Source organism: Bradyrhizobium manausense, from assembly GCF_018130615.1.
Lineage (GTDB): Bacteria > Pseudomonadota > Alphaproteobacteria > Rhizobiales > Xanthobacteraceae > Bradyrhizobium > Bradyrhizobium manausense_A.
In genome coordinates, this window is the sequence record NZ_JAFCKB010000013.1 from 15,952 (window position 1) to 32,812 (window position 16,861).

The following is a 16,861-nucleotide window of genomic DNA, read 5'->3' on the forward strand; positions in this document are numbered from 1 at the left end:
GAAAATTTACGCAAGAATCTTCGCGGATAGAGGTCTCGTAAATTTTCGATTGATGCGGGCAACCGTGGTGGCCCGGACCCGCATCCACCAATTCGAAACCATGATCCGGCTCGCGAAACCCTGTGTTCACCATCTGCGATGATGACATCGTCAAATCGCCTAAAAATCTCCGCGATATCGCGGTGTCCGGTCGCACGCCGACCCGCCTTAGCACTCGTTTAAGGTCACTCTGACACGGTGGCTCAACGATAAGGAGGCGTTCCGGCGCGTCTTCTCGAGACGATTGAGCCGAAGCGCGAGACCCGTGACAGTTTTGAGTATCATCCGCGATTGTCTCGATGCACTGCTGCATCCCTCCGCGCGTTACGACGCGCTGACGCGTGCGCGCCATCGGGCTTTCATGGCGCCGCGGCTTCTCGGAAGCCTAGCTGCCTTTGCCGCATTCCCCGTTTATCTCGTCCTGCGTGGCGCGCCGAGCGCGATCGAGGTCGCGGCCTTCGCCTGGCTGATCGCGCCGATCCTGTTGTCCTGGTTCCTGTCGCGCACCGGCCGCTATGAAGGCGCCCACGTGCTGTCGTCGCTGGCGCTCGCCGGCCTGATCATGGCCATCGCGGCCACGACCGGCGGCATCGAATCGTTTGCCGCGATCTGGCTGGTCGTGGTTCCCCTCGAGGCCGCGCTGTCAGCCTCGCGCCGCGTCGCGGCTTTTGCCTCCTTGCTTGCGCTGTCCTGCGCGGGACTGTTGATCCTGCTGAGCCAGCTCGGCTGGCTGCCGGCCGGCGACCTCAACGGCGCAGAACGCGGCGTGATGATGGCGTTCGGCGTCGCTTCCGCGACGCTCTATGCCGCAGGCCTCGCCTTCGGCGCCGAGTCGCTTGCCCGCACCAGCGTCGCACTGCTGTCGCGCGAGGAGGAGCGCTATCGCATGCTGGCGCGCAACATGAGCGACGTGATCTCGCGGCATCAGCGCAACGGCGCGGTGCAGTTCATCTCGCCGGCGGTGGAAGCCCTGCTCGGCATGCCGGTCGCGCAGCTGCTTGGCCACGGCCTGTTCGATCGCGTCCATGTCGCCGATCGTCCGGCCTACCTCACCGCGCTCTCCGATGCCGCGCGCGGCGACGTGCGCAGCGTCGAATTCCGGCTGCGGCGGGAGCCTGCCGGCTCCGAGCGCGGTCAGATCGATTTCATCTGGGTCGAGATGCGGTGCCGGCCGCTCGAGGATCAGCGCCGCGAAGCCACTGCCGAGCTCGAAGTCGTCGCCGTGATGCGCGACGTCACCGATCGCAAGCTGTCCGAGCAGGCGCTCGATCAGGCGCGCAGCGCGGCGGAGGCCGCCGATGCCGCCAAGACGCGCTTCCTCGCCACCATGAGCCATGAGCTGCGCACGCCGCTCAACGCCATCATCGGCTTCTCCGAGATGATCGCGCAGGAGCAGGCCCTGATGCTGGCAGCCAGCCAGCGCAAGGAATACGCCGAGCTGATCAACGCGTCCGGCCAGCATCTGCTGTCGGTCGTCAACGGCATCCTCGACATGTCGAAGATGGAATCGGGAAATTTCGAGATTGCGTCGGAGCCTTTCGCGCCGCGCGCCTCGCTGATGCATTGCTGCAATCTGCTGGCGCTGAAGGCGCGCGAGAACGGCATCGACCTCATCACCGATGCGCCGCAGGATCTGCCCATGATGACCGGCGATCCCAGGGCGTTCAAGCAGATCGTGCTCAATCTCGTCGCCAATGCCGTCAAGTTCACCGAGCGCGGCGGCCAGGTCACGGTGTCTGCATCGGCATCCGCTTCGCAGCTCACGCTGCGGATCAGCGATACCGGTGTCGGCATCGCGCCCGATGACCTCAAGCGCATCGGTGCGCCGTTCTTCCAGTGCGGCAAGACCTATGAGCGCCGTCACGAAGGCACGGGCCTCGGTCTTTCGATCGTGAAGAGCCTGGTGGCGTTGCATCTCGGCGAATTGACGGTACAAAGCAAAGTCGGCGAGGGTACCGCCGTCACCGTCAAGCTGCCGCTCGTCTACACGCCGCCGCAAGCCAAGCCTTCCGATAAAGTGGCGGCCGAGAGCAAAATCGCGACGCTGACGCCGGTGCCCCGTCATGAAGTTCAGGACCAACCTGCCCTGGTGAAGAAAAGTGCCTAGAAAGTCTGCCAACGACGAAGCTGCTCCGCGCCGCCGTGGCGCCAAGGGTGGTGCCAAGGCCGCGGTCGTGGATGTCGAGACCGAGCGCAATCTCGTGCTGCGCGTGCTTCTGCACAGCCCCAAGGATACGCTGGCCGGTTTCGTCGCCGCCGCCGCGATCAGCGCCATCGTTGCGAACGCGCTGTTCCTGCAGACCGGCCGGCATCCGGCGCCGATGTTCGGCACCGTGATCAATCTTCCTGCGCCATCCTCCACGTCGCTGGCGAATCCCTTGCCGCGCCCGCGGCCCGTCGGCGCCGACACGTCGCCGCTGGAGCCGAAGGCAACCGAGTTTCGCGTGGAGCCGAAGCCGGCCGAGAAAGTGCCAGAGAAGCCTGCCGAGACGACGGCCTCGACGCCGCGCTCCGGCGATCCCATGACCAATCTAGTGATCAAGGCCACGACACCGACGCCGGCACCGTCCGCGGTGGCCGTCGCGCGGCCGCCGGCGCCCATCCCGGCGCAGCAAAGCCCGGCGGCGCGTCGTCTCGCCGGCGTGCAGCGCGCGCTGTCCGAATACGGCTATGGGAATTTGAAGATCACGGGCACGATGAGCGGCGAGACCCAGTCGGCGATCCAGACATTCGAGCGCCAGCGCAAGATGCCCGTCACCGGCCAGGTGTCGGACCGCCTGCTGCGCGAACTCGCCGCCGCAATCGGCCATCCCGTCGAATAGCCGCGATTCCTTCCGTCATTGATGCCAATCAATTCGCAGCGCTGCTCCGACAAAATCGGGGCCAGATTCGCACCATCAAGATTTGCCCGGGATCAATGACCGCCGTCGCCGTCAGGGAAGATGATGCCTCATTATCACCAGAGAGTGGAGGTCGTCATGTTCAAGGTTTCGGTTCTGATTTGGATGATGCTGGGGACCACGTTGGCGGGCATCAGCCTTATCGTGGTGCTGATGGTGCCGAATTTTGCGGCCAACGCCATCAAGAACATTCCCTATGCCGTTGCCGTGGGATTCACGCTCGCCATGCCGCTGTCGTACTTCGTCGCGAGCAAGATCCGCGGCGGTCAGGAGGGCACACGCAAGGCGTGAGGCGCAGGCGCCGAGACTGGCGTCACGTCTCTTGCTGGCCTATCGTGCGTCCATGCGTTTGAAGTCAAATATCTGGGTCTCAGCCTATCTGCGCCGGTGTCAGACCGAGGGCGTGTTCGGCGCGGTGCGGCGTCGCGGCGCCGAGGAGGCGGGCGCGGTATTCGTGAAAGTGTCGCTGCTCGACGGCAATGCGATGCTCTACGTGCCGGCGCCGCAGACGTCCTATGACGACGGCCGGCCCGTCGATCGCTTCTTCGTGCCGATTGCGCCGCAGCCGGTGCCGGAGTCAGCGGTGGAAGAGCGGTTGACCAAGGAACTGCGCTTCGATCCGGACGCCTGGATCGTGGAGACCGAAGACCGTGCGGGACGGCACTTCCTCGATCTGGCCAAGATCTGACTAGCGCTCCGACGACCCGCTGCTGCCCGTGCGCACGGCCGGGCTCGAGCCGGGCTGCACGTTCGGCCGTGTCTGGCTGGCGCTGCTCCGTGCGCGCTGGCGGTCGCTGTCATGCAGCGACGGCTGATATTTTGCGCGCGTGACCGCAAGCGTCGAGCCGCGCCACGCGGCCAGCATCACCAGGGCGGAGCGGTCGCTGAGACGGTCATAGAGCCGCGACAGGCGGTAGACCTCGTTCACGGAATTACCGATCGCGGGCTTGAAGAACAGCAGGATGCGCTGGAAGTTCGGGCTCGGCATGTCGAGCGCGCGTGCGGCAACCGCGAGCGCTTCGCCGCCGGGATCGTCGACGATCTCTGCGGCGACGCGCGAGGGCAGGATCAGGGTGTCGCCGAGCTCGTGGATGAAACTGTCGACGTCGCCTGCAATCGCGGCCATCTCAAGGATCTGGATGGCGCGCTTGGCGTGCACCGTCGGAATCCGCGGCGCGGCCTTCAGCGGCGTCTGCGCCAGATTGTGCAGGATCAGCGCGCGCTGGCTCGCATCGGCGCGGAAAAACATGTCGTGGATCTCGGCCGCTTCCTTCGGCTGCATCGCCATGCTGGCGGCCATGCGCTGCTCGGCCTCGGTCGGCGTGCGGGCCGGCGAAGGGGCGGGTGCAGCACGCGGGATCTCGCGCGCGAGCGGAATCCTGCGGCCTTCCTGCGCGGCGACCAGCCCGAGCTTCTGCAAGACCGGGACGGGCGTCTGCGGATAGATCGCAAGCTTCGCCTTGACGGAAGCGCGCGTCGCGTCGTCGACCTGGTCGATCAGCCGCGTCGCAAGCTCGATGAACTGCCGCTGCTCGTCCTCGCTGTGGGTGCTGGCTTGGACATACAGATCGGTCAGCACGCGCAGCAGGGTGGGGCGAACATCCACGCCCTCGCGGCGGGAGAGGGTCATCAGCCCGTCGAATCCGGGAAACAGCGACTTGGTCATGGAGGGTACGCAACTCGGAAGAACTGTTCCCGCAAGCCTATCAGGGGTCCTTTAAAGGCTCGTTAAGGAAAACGAGGTGTGAAGCAAACCCGCGCATTTCAAGCGGTCTCGTCTCGTTGCGGGACGGCCCGTGCGGTTACGGTCAAAAGACCATGTTTACACCCCGTTAACCATAAACTGATCCTAATGATCTCCATGTTGCCGGGGCGCGTTTGGTCGCGCGGCAGTTGAGAGAGCTGACATGGGGACCATCATCGAATTTCCGGCCGCTCGCCGGGTGGGCTCGTCGGGGGATGTCACACCGCGCGCGGACATGGGAACGATCCTGATTCTTCCCGTCATCCGGATCGAGCGCGAGGCAGACGAAACCAGCGGCGACCGCGGGCCCGAAGCAGGCACCGCGCCGGGGCGCCGTCGTCGGCGCCGCTGACGCGATCGTCGTTTGCAATGCCGGACTCCATCCGCCAGATCCGCACCATCGTATCAGCCATCCTGCTCGCAGCTGTCGGCGCGTCGCTCGCCGCCTGCAGTGGCGGTGATTTCGGCCGCACCCGCGCCGACATGCGCAGCGACGACATGCATCGCTGGCTTGGCATCGAGGCCACCGGCAGCCTCGGCCTGAAGCCCTCCCAATTCCAGCTCACCGACGAAGAGCGCCAGCTTCGCGACCTCGCCTATCCCATGATCGAGCCGCCGCTGTCGCGGCCGGCCTGGAAGAGCGTGTTCGGCGACTACAAGGCCCTGCCGTCACCGTGGCGCCAGAAGGTCGTGTTCGACCGCACCATGTACGGCCGAACGCTGATCGACGAGCCGCACCGCTCGCATGCCTCGCGCTATGCGCAGCTGATCGAGGACGTGCGCAACGACATCACCCGGTTCGAGCCGTTCTTCGCCAGCGCGATCCGCGTCATCGATCTCGACAAGAAGCGCGAGGCCAGCATGGCGCGCGTCTCCGCGCTCTCGCCGCAGGAGAAGACCGATGCGGTCGAACGCATGCGGGAGAACGCGCTGATCATCCAGTGGGTGCAGCTGTCGCTCGAGCAGCGCGTCTCGTCCTATCGCTTTGCGCTGGAGCGGCTGGTGATCCAGGCTCCCGACGGCATGGCCGCCGACGCCGATCGCCTGATCGGCGAGCTCGCGGCCCAGACCGCCAATCCCCCGGTTCAGTCGCAGCCGGCCTACGGCCGCGCGGTAGTGTCGAAGGGCTAGGACCGCGTCGAGCGAGGCCGTCGCCCGCTGCGCTCCGGTTTGCGGCGCTGCTTCCGGAGTTTTCCGACAAAATCCTTCAACACGTCCGCCAGCGGCACTGAGGCGCGATAGGCGAGGCCGACCTCGCGTTTGACCTTCACCTCGATCTCCCGGATGGCGACATCCGGATGGCCCTTCGCCACGCCTTCGGGGACGATGGCGACGCCGACGCCGGCCGCGACCAGCGCCATGGCCCAGTCCTCAGATTGCGCGATCGCCGCGGACGGGCGTCGCTGCGCCGCGCGGCCGAAGAACGCGCTCTGCTCGCAATGGCAGCGGTCGATCAGGGGAACGTCGGCGAGGTCGGCCGCCCGCAGCCGTTCCTTTAGCGTCAACGGATGCGACGGCGGCAGCGCCGCGACGTAGCGCTCGCTCCAGAGCGGGACGAAATGCTCGTCATCGCGCAACATGCTCTTCGAGATGATCCTGGCATCCGCGCGCTCGTCGCTGCCGACGAGCCGGAGCGCGACGTCGCTGCGCGCCGTCAGCGGCTTCAGCAGCGCGATCGTCCGGGGCAGGTCGAGCGTACGCATCAGGCCGAGCGTCAGATTGGTTTTCGTGCTGGGTTTGCGGAACAGGCTGCGCGCGGCATCGGCCTCGTCGATGATGCGGCGGGCCAGTGCATGAAACTGCTCGGCCGAAGCGGTCGGCGCGACGCCCTTCTTGTGCCGGATGAAGAGCGTGGTGCCGAGCTCGGCCTCCAGATTGGTGATCGCGGTCGAGATCGACGGCTGCGACACGAAGCACGTGCGCGCTGCAGCCGTGAGGTTGCGTTCGCGGTAGACGGCGGCGAAATAGCGGAGCTCGCGGATATCCATAGGTTAAGCCTAGAGATACTATCAATATTTGATATTTTACCTATGGATTTGAGGATGACAAGAAGTCCCTGTTCGAAACAGGCAGGGAAGCTCGATGAAAATCCATCATCTCAACACCGGCACCATGTGTCCCATGGGCCGCCGGCTCGTGAACGGCACAGGAAGCCTGTTCCAGCGCGCCCGCATGGTTTGTCATTGCCTGTTGATCGAAACCAAAAGCGGCCTCGCTCTGGTCGACACCGGCATCGGGCTCGGCGATATCGCGGCGCCCGACCGGCTCGGACGACGGTGGCTGCGCCAGACCGCGCCAAAGCTCGATCCGTCAGAGACGGCCGTGCAGCAGGTGAAGGCGCTCGGCTATTCGCCTGGCGACGTGCGCCACGTGCTGCTGACGCATCTCGATCGCGATCACGCCGGCGGCGTGCCCGACTTTCCCCGCGCCGCGATCCACGTCCATCGCACTGAATACGATATGGCTGTGCTACGCAAACCCGCGCCGCCGGAAGGGCGCTATGTCACGGGGCAATGGAGCCACGGGCCGAGCTGGACATTCTACGGCGAGGCCGGCGAGGGCTGGTTCGGCTTCACTGGCGTGCGCGCGCTCGGCGATCGCGAAGCGGATATCCTGATGATCCCGCTGGCCGGTCACACACTCGGTCATTGCGGCATCGCGGTCCGCACCGGCGGCAAATGGCTGCTGCATGCCGGCGACAGTTATTTCCATCATGCCCAGCTCGACGCATCGCCGCGCGCGCCGCTGGTGCTCCGCTATTTCCAGCGCCGCGTCGACATGGATCGCAACGCCCGCATCGCCAACCAGGCGCGGCTGCGCGAGCTGAAGCTCAGCCACGGCGGCAGCGTGACGATCGTCAACAGTCACGATCCCGTGGACTACGAGAACTGCCGCTGCGGCGGCACTAGTTAAGCGCGCGAACGCGAGGCGTTGGTCCCGCGCGACGTCAACCATCGCGGCCCATCCGAGAGAAGCGGAAATTGCAGTGGCTTGCACCGCCGGCGAGCGTCTGTGTCCGGTCCAGATGGATGCCGCGCGTTGCATAGGCGTCGAAATCGAGCCCGCATATATTCGGCAATATCTCCTTGTCGCCGTGGCGGCCCGCGAATTTGCAGAAGCCGCAGGCGCGGTAGTTGATGCCGAATTCAAAATTGTCACCGGGACCCGGCTCGATGAAATCATAGACGAAATCCTCCGGAAATTCGGCCTGATGGCTCGCCGTCGTGCTTTTGGCCGCCTGCTCGCGTAGCAGGGTCTGGTTCTCCGGCGACATGAACTGATCCCCCGCGGCGAGACGTTCGGCCTCCGGCACGGTGAACAATTGCGCCTTATGGGTCTCTCGCTCGATCTCGCGGATCAATGGCAGCGGCACGCCGTGTCGCCGCAGCACGCGGCTGGTGGCCATGAATCCGGTGAGACGCATGAAGACATCGCTCATGCGGCTCGCCGCGCCGCCGACATAGGGCATCTGGGTGAGCACGATCGCGAATTCGTCCATCACCTCCCGCCTGATCCTGTCGATCTCGGTGAGATGCGCGCGCTCGCGCAACATCGGCTCGGCAAGGTCGAGTCGTTGGTGCATCGCGGCTTCCATCGCGCCGCGATACTGCTCGTAGAAGGGATGGATCTCAGCCATGGCAGCCTCGCATCATTGGCCTGTTGGACAATCGGTAAAAACTTCATTCCGCGGCAATCGCCTCGATCTCGAGCAGCCATTTGCTGCCGACGGTCTCGGCGACGACGACCGTCAGCGCGGGCTGATGCTCCCCGAGCATCGCACGGCGAATGGTGCGGTTGGTCACGAGTTGAGCCCGGTCAGTCAGGAACGTGTTGACCTTGACCAGATGCTCGACGCCAAGACCGGCGGCGGCGAGCACCTCCTTGACGTTGCGCCAGGCTTGTTCGCATTGTGCCTCAAAACCTTCAGGCTCGGTGCCGTCGGGTCTCTCGGGCACCTGGCCGCTGATGAACAGCAGGCGGCGATGCTGCTTCAGTTCAAGTCCCATGCAGTAGCCGCCGGCGGGCGGATGGACCGTTGTGGGATTGTGGCTGAAGATGTGGGCTGCGGGCATGAGGTTTCTCCGGATTGCGGGCTGACCGTATCCGGCGGCATCGCGGCGGCGCAAAGCATCATTCCTGCGGTTCAGCGCAAGAAAATCTATTGCAAGGCTGCGGTCCATCGGTGTCAAACTGCGGCGCGATGACCTACGCCCTTCCGCCACTCAACGCGCTTCGCGCCTTCGAGGCCGCCGCGCGCCATCTCAGCTTCAAGCTGGCCGCGCACGAGCTGCACGTGACGCCGGCTGCCGTGGGGCAGCAGGTGAAAGCGCTGGAGGCGCGCCTCGGCGTGCAGCTGTTCGAGCGGCTGCACAAGCAGCTGATCCTGACCGGGGCAGGCCAAGCCTATCTGCCCGGGGTATCCGAAGGCTTTCGCCACATTGCGGATGCGACTGCGCAATTGAAGCCGGCCGGTGCGGTGCTGCTGCAGTTGGGTGTCCATGCCAGCTTCGACCTGCGTCGCCTCGATCTGTCGGCATTTCGCGAGCAGCATGCAGAGATCGGCTTGCGCGTGCTGCAGCCCGCCGGCCTGCACGAGCTGGTCGAGGGCAAGGTCGATCTGCTGATCGCCCGCGGCCTCGGCCGTCATCCCGGCTATCGCTGCGATCGGATCAACGAGGGGACGGGGCTGGGCGACTGGCTGATTGCGCCCGAAGGCACCGCGGATTGTCCGGAGATCGTCGGTTTTCGCGCCTGGCTGCTTGCCGTCGCAGCCGAGAACCCGCGCGCCAATCGCCCGCGATTGGTCGGTGGTGTCGGAAGTTAATGCGGATGCAGGACAGGTGAGGCGGATCGGTCACGAATGCTTGACCGTGGTCAATGACTGTTTTCCCGGCCCGAGTATGATGCTCAGGCCGTGTTCCGGTCTGACAAGGTAAGTCGCTATTGATGCGGTTCGTCCGTACCATTCTGGCCCTCGCAATCGCCATATCCCTGGCGATGCTGCCCGTTGGCGCGTCCGCAGCCCAACCTGCAATGTCGTCTGACATGCAGACGACCATGCACATGGGCGGCGAGCCCGAGATGTCGATGGACGATTGTTGTCCCGACATGAAGGGAACGGCCTCCCACGCGGCTTACAAGTGCGGGATGGGCTTCTGCTGCGTCGGCGGCATCATCGCACTCGGCGATGTCAGGCCGGTCGCGTTCGAATATCTCGCGGTCGCTGCGAGCAAGATCGCCCTTCCTGCCGATCAGGTCGTCTCCTTCCGCAGCGGCAATCCTCCCTTCCGACCTCCTCGAATCTGATCTCGCGAGCTCGCGACGCGAACGGCACGCCCGTTCGCGACGATGACTGACGTGCGCGCCATGCGCCACGGCGGAAGATCAATTCATGAGGACTGGACTATGCTTTCCAAATTCAGCACAGCGGCTCTGGCCGCCACCCTTTCGCTTGCCGTTTCCGCCGCCATGGCGGGCGCCGGCGACTATGCTTTCGAGCCCGTCAATCCGCAGATGAAGAAGGGCGACGACGTCACGCTCGCCGTTCGCTTGACCAACAAGCGAACCGGCAAGCCGGTGCCGGACGCGATCGTCTTCAAGACACGCGTCGACATGGCCCCCGACGGCATGGCCGAAATGGAATCGGCGGTCGCACCGCTACCGTCGAAGGAGCCTGGCGTGTACGCCTTCAAAACGGACCTGCCGATGGCCGGCCGCTACCAGATGACGTTGTCTGTGAAGGTGCAGGGCGAACCGGAGACTGTCGTCGGCGAGGTGATCGTCACGGCGACCGAGTGAACATTCGGGCGCTGCCTCGCCGCGCCCGACATTTCCCTCTTCATTCACACGGACGCGCGCTCCCGGCTGCGCGGATACACGCCATGAAAACGTTGCCTCTCCTCACGACTGTTGCGCTGGGCTGCGGCCTCGCCCTGGTCGGCTACGGCTCCTTGAACGGAACGTTTGCCCCGCGCGCATCAGCGGCCGACCGAACACCGCTCTACTACCGTGATCCCAGCGGCGCACCACTCTGGTCGGCGGCCCCAAAGAAGGACGACCGCGGACGGGATTATCTGCCGGTCTACGACGATGACCAGGCAACCCCGGCGCGGGCAAAGCCACAGCAGCAGGCGGGATCCCCGCGGAAGATTCTGTACTACCGCAATCCCATGGGGCTGCCCGACACCTCGCCAGTGCCCAAGAAGGATTCGATGGGGATGGATTACATCCCCGTCTATGAAGGCGATGACACCGACGACGGCACGGTGAGGCTTTCACCCGGCAAGATCCAGCGCACCGGTGTGAAATCCGAGCCGGTCGAACGGCGTGCGATCCGCGTCTTGGTGAAGGCGCCCGGCACGATCCAGCTGGACGAGCGCCGCGTGTCGGTGATCGCGATGCGCGCGGAAAGCTTTGTGCAGAAGGTCGCCGACGTCACCACCGGCGTCCGCGTCAAGGCCGGCCAGCCGCTGATGGAGGTCTACAGTTCGGCGGTCGCTTCCGCCGCGGCGGAATATCTCGCGACGATCACCTCCAAGGTGGTAGGCGGCGTGGAGACTTATGGCCGCGGTTCGCGTCAGCGTCTGGTCAATCTCGATGTGCCGGAGCCTGTTATCGCGGAGATGGAGAAGACGCGGGTTGCGCCCGTCACCATCAGCTGGTCGGCGCCGCGCGACGGGATTGTCCTGGAGCGCAGCGCGATCGAAGGCATGCGGGCCAATCCCGGCGATGTGCTGTTTCGCATCGCCGACACTTCGGTGGTCTGGGCGCTGGTCGACGTGGCCGAGCGCGATCTCGGCACCGTCGCGGTCGGGCAGTCGGTGGCGGTTCGGGCCCGCAGCTTTCCCGGCTGGACCTTCACCGGCAAGATCGCAATCGTCTATCCGCAGGTGAACCGCGATACCCGAACCGTTCGTGTCCGGGTCGAGCTCGCCAATCCCGATGCGATGCTGCTGCCGGACATGTATGTCGATGCCGAGATCGACACGGCCGATGCCGCGCTTGTCCTGACGGTACCCGACAGTTCAGTGCTCGACACCGGCAGCCGGCAGGCCGTTCTCGTCGACAAGGGTGACGGGCGCTTCGAACCGCGAGAGGTCAAGCTCGGCCGGCGCGGCGGTGGCTATATCGAGGTGCGGGATGGGCTTGCGGATGGCGAAGCGGTGGTCACTTCCGCCAACTTTCTGATCGATGCGGAAAGCAATTTGAAGGCTGCCCTGAAGGGATTTGCGGAAAGTGCCGGCCCCGGCCACGCAATGGGAGATCACAAATGATCGCCCGCATCATCGCCTGGTCGGCGCGCAACCTGCTGCTGGTCCTGTTCGGGACCGGCTTCGCCGCTGCGGCCGGCCTCTATGCGCTGATCCATCTTCCGCTGGATGCAATTCCGGACCTCTCGGATACGCAGGTGATCGTCTACACCGAGTATCCCGGCCAGGCGCCGCAGGTGATCGAGGATCAGGTCACCTATCCCTTGACGACGGCAATGCTGACCGTGCCGAAATCGAAGGTCGTGCGCGGCTTCTCCTTCTTCGGCGTGTCGTTCGTCTACGTCATCTTCGAGGATGGCACCGACATCTATTGGGCGCGCTCCCGCGTGCTGGAGTTTCTCAATGGCGCGTCGTCCAGGCTTCCGGCCGGCGTCACCCCGACCATCGGGCCCGACGCGACCGGCGTTGGTTGGGTCTACCAGTATGCCGTCATGTCCAGGGAATTGAATCTTGCGGACACCCGCACGATCCAGGACTGGAGCTTGAAGTTCGCGCTGGCCAAGGCCGAAGGCGTCGCCGAGGTCGCCAGCATCGGCGGCTTCGTCAAGCAGTACAACGTCGTCCTCGATCCGCAGCGGATGCGGGACCGTGGCATCGGCATGCAGAAGATCCGGGACGCGATCCGTGCCAGCAACGCCGACGTCGGCGGCCGCACCGTCGAGCTCTCCGAGTTCGAGTACGTCATCCGCGGCAGGGGCTACATCCGGAGCATCAATGATCTCGGCAACATCGTCCTGAAGACGAGCAACGGCACGCCGGTGTTGCTGCGCGACGTCGCCAGCGTCGAGCTCGGGCCCGACGAGCGACGCGGGATCGCGGAGCTGAACGGTGAGGGCGAGGTCGCAAGTGGCATCGTGCTGCAGCGCTTCGGCGTCAACGCCCTCGACGTCATCGAGAACGTCAAGAAGCGCTTCAAGGAGATCGCGAGTAGCTTGCCGAAGTCGGTCGAGATCGTCCCGGTCTACGATCGTTCCAACCTGATCTATGCGGCGATCGATACGCTCAAGCACACCCTGTTCGAGGAGAGCATCGTCGTCGCACTCGTCTGCATCGTGTTCCTGCTGCACGTCCGCAGCGCGCTCGTTGCGATCCTGATGCTGCCGGTGGGCGTGCTGATGGCGTTCGGCGCCATGAAGCTGCTCGGGCTCGGTTCCAACATCATGAGCCTCGGCGGCATCGCGATTGCGATCGGCGCCATGGTCGACGCCGCCATCGTCATGATCGAGAACGCCCACAAGCACCTCGAGCGGGCAAAGCCCGATCAGTCGCGCGTCCAGATCCTGGTTGATGCCGCATCCGAGGTTGGCCCTGCGCTGTTCTTCAGCCTGCTGATCATCACGGTGTCGTTCATGCCGATCTTCACGCTGGAATCCCAGGAAGGGAGGCTGTTCAGCCCGCTGGCGTTCACGAAAACTTTTTCGATGGCCGCCGCCGCGCTTCTGTCCGTGACGCTGGTGCCGGCGCTGATGGTGATCTTCGTCCGTGGTCGGATCGTCCCGGAGAGCAAGAACGTCATCAATCGCGCCCTGATCTGGGTTTACCGTCCCGTGATCAGGGCCGTGCTGCGGGCCAAGACGCTGGTGATCCTGGCCGCGATCGTCATTCTTGCCGTGACGATCTGGCCTGCGCGCCAGCTGGGCACCGAGTTCATGCCGGCTCTGAACGAGGGAACGCTGCTTTACATGCCGACGACGTTGCCTGGGATCTCGGTGACCAAGGCCGCCGAGCTGATGCAGACTCAGGACCGGATCATCAAATCGTTTCCGGAAGTCGCTTCGGTCTATGGCAAGGCGGGCCGAGCTGCTACGGCGACCGACCCGGCGCCGACCGAGATGTTCGAAACGATCGTCAATTTGAAACCGAAGGAGCAATGGCGCCCCGGCGTCACCGTCGACAGCCTGATTGCGGAGATGGACAAGGCGCTCCAGTTCCCGGGCGTCTCGAACGCTTGGACCATGCCGATCAAGGCGCGCATCGACATGCTCTCCACCGGTATCCGCACCCCGGTCGGCGTCAAGGTCATGGGCACGGATCTCGTCGAGATCGACCGGCTGGCGAAGCAGATCGAGCGCGTCATCAAGGCCGTTCCGGGCACCTCGTCGGCCTACGCCGAGCGCGGCATCGGCGGCTACTATCTCGAGATCGTGCCGGATCGCGAGGCGCTCGCCCGCTACGGCATCTTGATCCAGGACGTTCAGGACACCATCGCAGCCGCGCTTGGCGGGCAGACGGTGACGACGACCGTGGAGGGCCGGCAGCGCTTCACCGTGAACATGCGTTATCCGCGCGACCTCAGGGACAATCCCAAGGCCATTGCCAGCGACGTCCTGGTGCCGATGCCGTCGGGCGGGGCCGTGCCGCTCGGCGAAGTGGCGAAGATCGAGCCGGCGCGCGGGCCGACTTCGATCCGGACCGAGAATGGCCAGCTTGCGACCTACATCTACGTCGACATCCGGGATCGCGACATCGGCAGCTATGTCGCCGACGCGCAGCGCGCGGTGACGGAGGGCATCCAGTTCCCGCCCGGATACTACGTGGTCTGGAGCGGCCAGTACGAATATCTGCAGCGCGCTGCCGCCCGCCTGAAGATCGTTGTCCCCGTGACGCTCACGATCATCTTCCTGCTGCTGTACTTGAACTTCCGCGCCATGACCGAGACCCTGATCGTGATGCTGTCGCTGCCGTTCGCGCTGGTCGGCGGCATCTGGATGATGTGGTGGCTCGGCTTCAACCTGTCGGTTGCCGTCGCCGTAGGCTTCATTGCATTAGCCGGCGTCGCCGCCGAGACCGGCGTCGTGATGCTGATCTACCTCGATCATGCGCTGGCAGAGGTGAAAGCCGGACGCCGCGACGAGGGAAGGCCGCTCACACGACGGGATCTTCACGATGCCATCATGGTGGGCGCGGTCGAGCGTGTGCGGCCCAAGATGATGACGGTGGTCGCCATCATGACCGGTCTCCTGCCGATCATGTGGAGCACGGGGGCAGGATCGGAAATCATGCAGCGGATTGCAGTGCCGATGATCGGCGGCATGATGTCGTCGACATTGCTGACGCTTGTCGTGATCCCCGCCATTTTCGGCCTGGTGAAGGGGCGGGGGCTGCCTGCGGGCGACGAGGAAGCCGGTGAAATAGCGAGCCGCGCTTCGCCGGACATGCCCGAGGCGGCCTGAATGGGCCGGTGATGGAGCTGCAGCGATGAGCGGGCGTCAGGCACTGCTTCAGCCCAAGCAGCCAGTCTTGATGTGTATCAAACGGTCGGGGGGTGAAGCGGCTAGTAGTAGGGTTCCGCCAGCCAGCGCCGGAGCGTGACATGGTAAGATGTGCTGCAAAATATCTGATGATTGCCGGTCTTGCCGCTGGTTTCGCCGCTACGGCCCAGGCTGAAGACCTCGACATCGGCAAGTCGGAATTTCAGTCTTCGTGCGCGAGTTGTCACGGTGCGGATGCGCGGGGCAAAGGGCCGGTCAGCGACCAGCTTAAGAGGCCGCCTGCCGATTTGACGGTGTTGGCCAAGAGCAACAACGGCGTGTTTCCCACGAACGCTGTCTATGAAACCATAGAGGGATCGAAAACAATTCCCGCTCACGGCACGCGTGAAATGCCGATTTGGGGAGAGCGATTCAACCCCATTGTCAACTTGCCCCACTATGTAGATCCGTCTTATTGGAAGCTGGCCGGGCCGGAGCAAAGCCCGGAAGTCGTCGTGCGCAAACGCATCCTCGCGGTTATCGATTATCTGAATCGTATTCAGCAAAAGTAGCAACCGACAAGCATTGAGATAACGAGCCTCTTCCCCTGAAGCCTCCTCCGGGGCGAAGGGCAAAGAGTTGCTCGCGCCATGGCCGGCTCAGCCTGCGTGCTGACGCGATCCTGCCTCACCGAAAGCCTCAGCTTGATGGAACAGGCGCTCAAGAGCCGCCCGTTTGCCTGCGTGATGCGCATCACAGTCTGAAAAAACCGTCTGAGATACTCCTGCGACCACTGGATGCGAGGGGATGGCACCCTCCTTCGACAGCGGGAGACACAAATGACTGAGCACAGCAATCGGAAGCGTAAAGAGCTGGACGATCGTGAACTGGACGCCGTCAACGGTGGCTTCATCAATGACGGCGGCTGCATCGGCCCGTGGATTGTGAATGGCAAGATCACGACCCATCAGCCCGCCGGCCCGAATCCCTGGCTGCCCGGTGGCATCTTCCACGGCTGAGCACCACACACCTGAACATTTCTGACTCACACAATCTGAACAGGAGCGACCACCATGCTGAACCCCGAAACTGCAAAACTGGAAATGATCGAACTCACTGATGCGGAGCTCGAAACGATCGTCGGCGGCAACTGGCTCGGCGACGCCTTCCGCGCCATCGGCGGCGCCATCAAGGACGCCGTCACGTGGGTCGGCGGCCTGATCTTTGGCGGCCTGCAGGGCCCGGGCAACCAGCGCGGCCCGTTCGGTCCGGGCTCGGGCCCCGGAACGCCGCCCTTCTGATCTCGTTCTTTCAAACTCGCTCGCGACATGAGAGGCCGCCTCGATTGGCGGCCTCTTTCATGTTCCGGCCTGACCGCGACCTTCGGAGGCTCGGCGCTTTCTCTTGTTTGCGTTCCGCTCGGCCAGACACGATTTACGGCGTCGGAACGGCCGGTTCGCCAGCGCGTTGCCTCCAATATTGAAGGAGGACATCATGAGTGTTGAAGGCAAGATCAAGGAAGGCGCCGGCTACATCAAAGAAGAGATGAACGAGCACGGCAAGGATCCCGAGAGCCGGCGCAAGGCCCAGGAGGGCCGTGATCTTCGCAACGAGGGTCGTATGGAAGACGGCAAGCCGCCGAAGACCACCAAGCCAGGCACCGGTCACTAATCCGGCCTAACCTGGAAAACCGTCCTTGACCCACGTCAGGGGCGG

At 64.4% G+C, this 16,861-nt stretch carries 20 protein-coding genes; 16 read left to right on the forward strand and 4 right to left on the reverse strand.

Annotation, left to right across the window (positions count from 1 at the left end):
• Window positions 1–304 precede the first annotated feature (304 nt).
• The 4 genes from JQ587_RS22980 to JQ587_RS22995 all read left to right on the forward strand — a co-directional run bounded on the left by JQ587_RS22980 (window position 305) and on the right by JQ587_RS22995 (window position 3,627).
• The gene (locus tag JQ587_RS22980) at window positions 305–2,146 is read left to right on the forward strand and encodes a PAS domain-containing sensor histidine kinase (protein WP_212426804.1); all 1,842 of its coding nucleotides are present in this window, start codon (window positions 305–307) and stop codon (window positions 2,144–2,146) included.
• Window positions 2,139–2,861: a peptidoglycan-binding domain-containing protein gene (locus tag JQ587_RS22985; RefSeq protein WP_212426805.1), complete on the forward strand. Its 723-nt coding sequence runs from the start codon at window positions 2,139–2,141 to the stop codon at window positions 2,859–2,861. The genes JQ587_RS22980 and JQ587_RS22985 overlap by 8 nt, the downstream gene beginning before the upstream one ends.
• Before the next feature lie 156 nt (window positions 2,862–3,017).
• Window positions 3,018–3,230: a hypothetical protein gene (locus JQ587_RS22990; RefSeq protein ID WP_212300367.1), complete on the forward strand. Its 213-nt coding sequence runs from the start codon at window positions 3,018–3,020 to the stop codon at window positions 3,228–3,230.
• Between the two features lie 52 nt (window positions 3,231–3,282).
• Window positions 3,283–3,627 carry a DUF1491 family protein gene (locus JQ587_RS22995; RefSeq protein WP_212426806.1) on the forward strand — a complete coding sequence of 115 codons (345 nt, stop codon included), beginning with the start codon at window positions 3,283–3,285 and terminating at the stop codon, window positions 3,625–3,627.
• Here the strand turns inward: JQ587_RS22995 and JQ587_RS23000 are convergent, their stop codons facing one another.
• Window positions 3,628–4,605 (reverse strand): DUF2336 domain-containing protein, encoded by a 978-nt coding sequence (locus tag JQ587_RS23000; RefSeq protein WP_212426807.1) that lies wholly within the window; start codon window positions 4,603–4,605, stop codon window positions 3,628–3,630.
• A 241-nt stretch (window positions 4,606–4,846) separates the two neighbouring features.
• Here JQ587_RS23000 and JQ587_RS23005 point away from each other — a divergent pair, with 241 nt between their 5' ends.
• Both JQ587_RS23005 and JQ587_RS23010 read left to right on the forward strand, forming a co-directional pair.
• On the forward strand, window positions 4,847–5,035 hold the full coding sequence (locus tag JQ587_RS23005) for a hypothetical protein (protein ID WP_212300370.1): 189 nt from the start codon (window positions 4,847–4,849) through the stop codon (window positions 5,033–5,035).
• Between the two features lie 17 nt (window positions 5,036–5,052).
• Window positions 5,053–5,814: a hypothetical protein gene (locus JQ587_RS23010; protein ID WP_212300371.1), complete on the forward strand. Its 762-nt coding sequence runs from the start codon at window positions 5,053–5,055 to the stop codon at window positions 5,812–5,814.
• Here JQ587_RS23010 and JQ587_RS23015 read toward each other — a convergent pair.
• Window positions 5,811–6,671: a LysR family transcriptional regulator gene (locus JQ587_RS23015; RefSeq protein WP_212300372.1), complete on the reverse strand. Its 861-nt coding sequence runs from the start codon at window positions 6,669–6,671 to the stop codon at window positions 5,811–5,813. The two genes, JQ587_RS23010 and JQ587_RS23015, sit on opposite strands and share 4 nt — an antisense overlap.
• 94 nt (window positions 6,672–6,765) lie before the next feature.
• Between JQ587_RS23015 and JQ587_RS23020 the strand changes: the two genes are divergently transcribed.
• The gene (locus tag JQ587_RS23020; protein WP_212300373.1) at window positions 6,766–7,596 is read left to right on the forward strand and encodes an MBL fold metallo-hydrolase; all 831 of its coding nucleotides are present in this window, start codon (window positions 6,766–6,768) and stop codon (window positions 7,594–7,596) included.
• Between the two features lie 34 nt (window positions 7,597–7,630).
• Here the strand turns inward: JQ587_RS23020 and JQ587_RS23025 are convergent, their stop codons facing one another.
• Window positions 7,631–8,320 carry an L-2-amino-thiazoline-4-carboxylic acid hydrolase gene (locus JQ587_RS23025; protein WP_212426808.1) on the reverse strand — a complete coding sequence of 230 codons (690 nt, stop codon included), beginning with the start codon at window positions 8,318–8,320 and terminating at the stop codon, window positions 7,631–7,633.
• A 43-nt stretch (window positions 8,321–8,363) separates the two neighbouring features.
• Window positions 8,364–8,756 carry a RidA family protein gene (locus JQ587_RS23030; RefSeq protein WP_212426809.1) on the reverse strand — a complete coding sequence of 131 codons (393 nt, stop codon included), beginning with the start codon at window positions 8,754–8,756 and terminating at the stop codon, window positions 8,364–8,366.
• Window positions 8,757–8,884: 128 nt separating this feature from the next.
• On the opposite strand from JQ587_RS23030, the gene JQ587_RS23035 reads away from it, so the two are divergent.
• The 9 genes from JQ587_RS23035 (at window position 8,885) to JQ587_RS23075 (ending at window position 16,816) form a co-directional block, all read left to right on the forward strand.
• Window positions 8,885–9,508 carry a LysR family transcriptional regulator gene (locus JQ587_RS23035; RefSeq protein WP_212300376.1) on the forward strand — a complete coding sequence of 208 codons (624 nt, stop codon included), beginning with the start codon at window positions 8,885–8,887 and terminating at the stop codon, window positions 9,506–9,508.
• Window positions 9,509–9,630: 122 nt separating this feature from the next.
• On the forward strand, window positions 9,631–9,990 hold the full coding sequence (locus tag JQ587_RS23040; RefSeq protein WP_212300377.1) for a hypothetical protein: 360 nt from the start codon (window positions 9,631–9,633) through the stop codon (window positions 9,988–9,990).
• Between the two features lie 99 nt (window positions 9,991–10,089).
• Entirely contained in the window at window positions 10,090–10,482 is a 393-nt protein-coding gene (locus JQ587_RS23045; RefSeq protein ID WP_212426892.1) for a FixH family protein, read from the forward strand.
• Between the two features lie 83 nt (window positions 10,483–10,565).
• Complete coding sequence (locus tag JQ587_RS23050; RefSeq protein ID WP_212426810.1) at window positions 10,566–11,957, forward strand: efflux RND transporter periplasmic adaptor subunit; 1,392 nt, start codon at window positions 10,566–10,568, stop codon at window positions 11,955–11,957.
• Window positions 11,954–15,127, forward strand: coding sequence for an efflux RND transporter permease subunit (locus tag JQ587_RS23055; protein ID WP_212426811.1), 3,174 nt, complete (start codon window positions 11,954–11,956; stop codon window positions 15,125–15,127). Before JQ587_RS23050 ends, JQ587_RS23055 begins: the two co-directional genes overlap by 4 nt.
• 167 nt (window positions 15,128–15,294) lie before the next feature.
• Window positions 15,295–15,717, forward strand: a complete 423-nt coding sequence (locus JQ587_RS23060) for a c-type cytochrome (RefSeq protein ID WP_249154474.1) — start codon at window positions 15,295–15,297, stop codon at window positions 15,715–15,717.
• Between the two features lie 267 nt (window positions 15,718–15,984).
• Window positions 15,985–16,164, forward strand: a complete 180-nt coding sequence (locus JQ587_RS23065) for a hypothetical protein (protein WP_212300381.1) — start codon at window positions 15,985–15,987, stop codon at window positions 16,162–16,164.
• Window positions 16,165–16,218: 54 nt separating this feature from the next.
• Window positions 16,219–16,446, forward strand: coding sequence for a hypothetical protein (locus JQ587_RS23070; protein WP_212300382.1), 228 nt, complete (start codon window positions 16,219–16,221; stop codon window positions 16,444–16,446).
• Window positions 16,447–16,639: 193 nt separating this feature from the next.
• Window positions 16,640–16,816 (forward strand): hypothetical protein, encoded by a 177-nt coding sequence (locus JQ587_RS23075; RefSeq protein WP_212426813.1) that lies wholly within the window; start codon window positions 16,640–16,642, stop codon window positions 16,814–16,816.
• Window positions 16,817–16,861 lie beyond the last annotated feature (45 nt).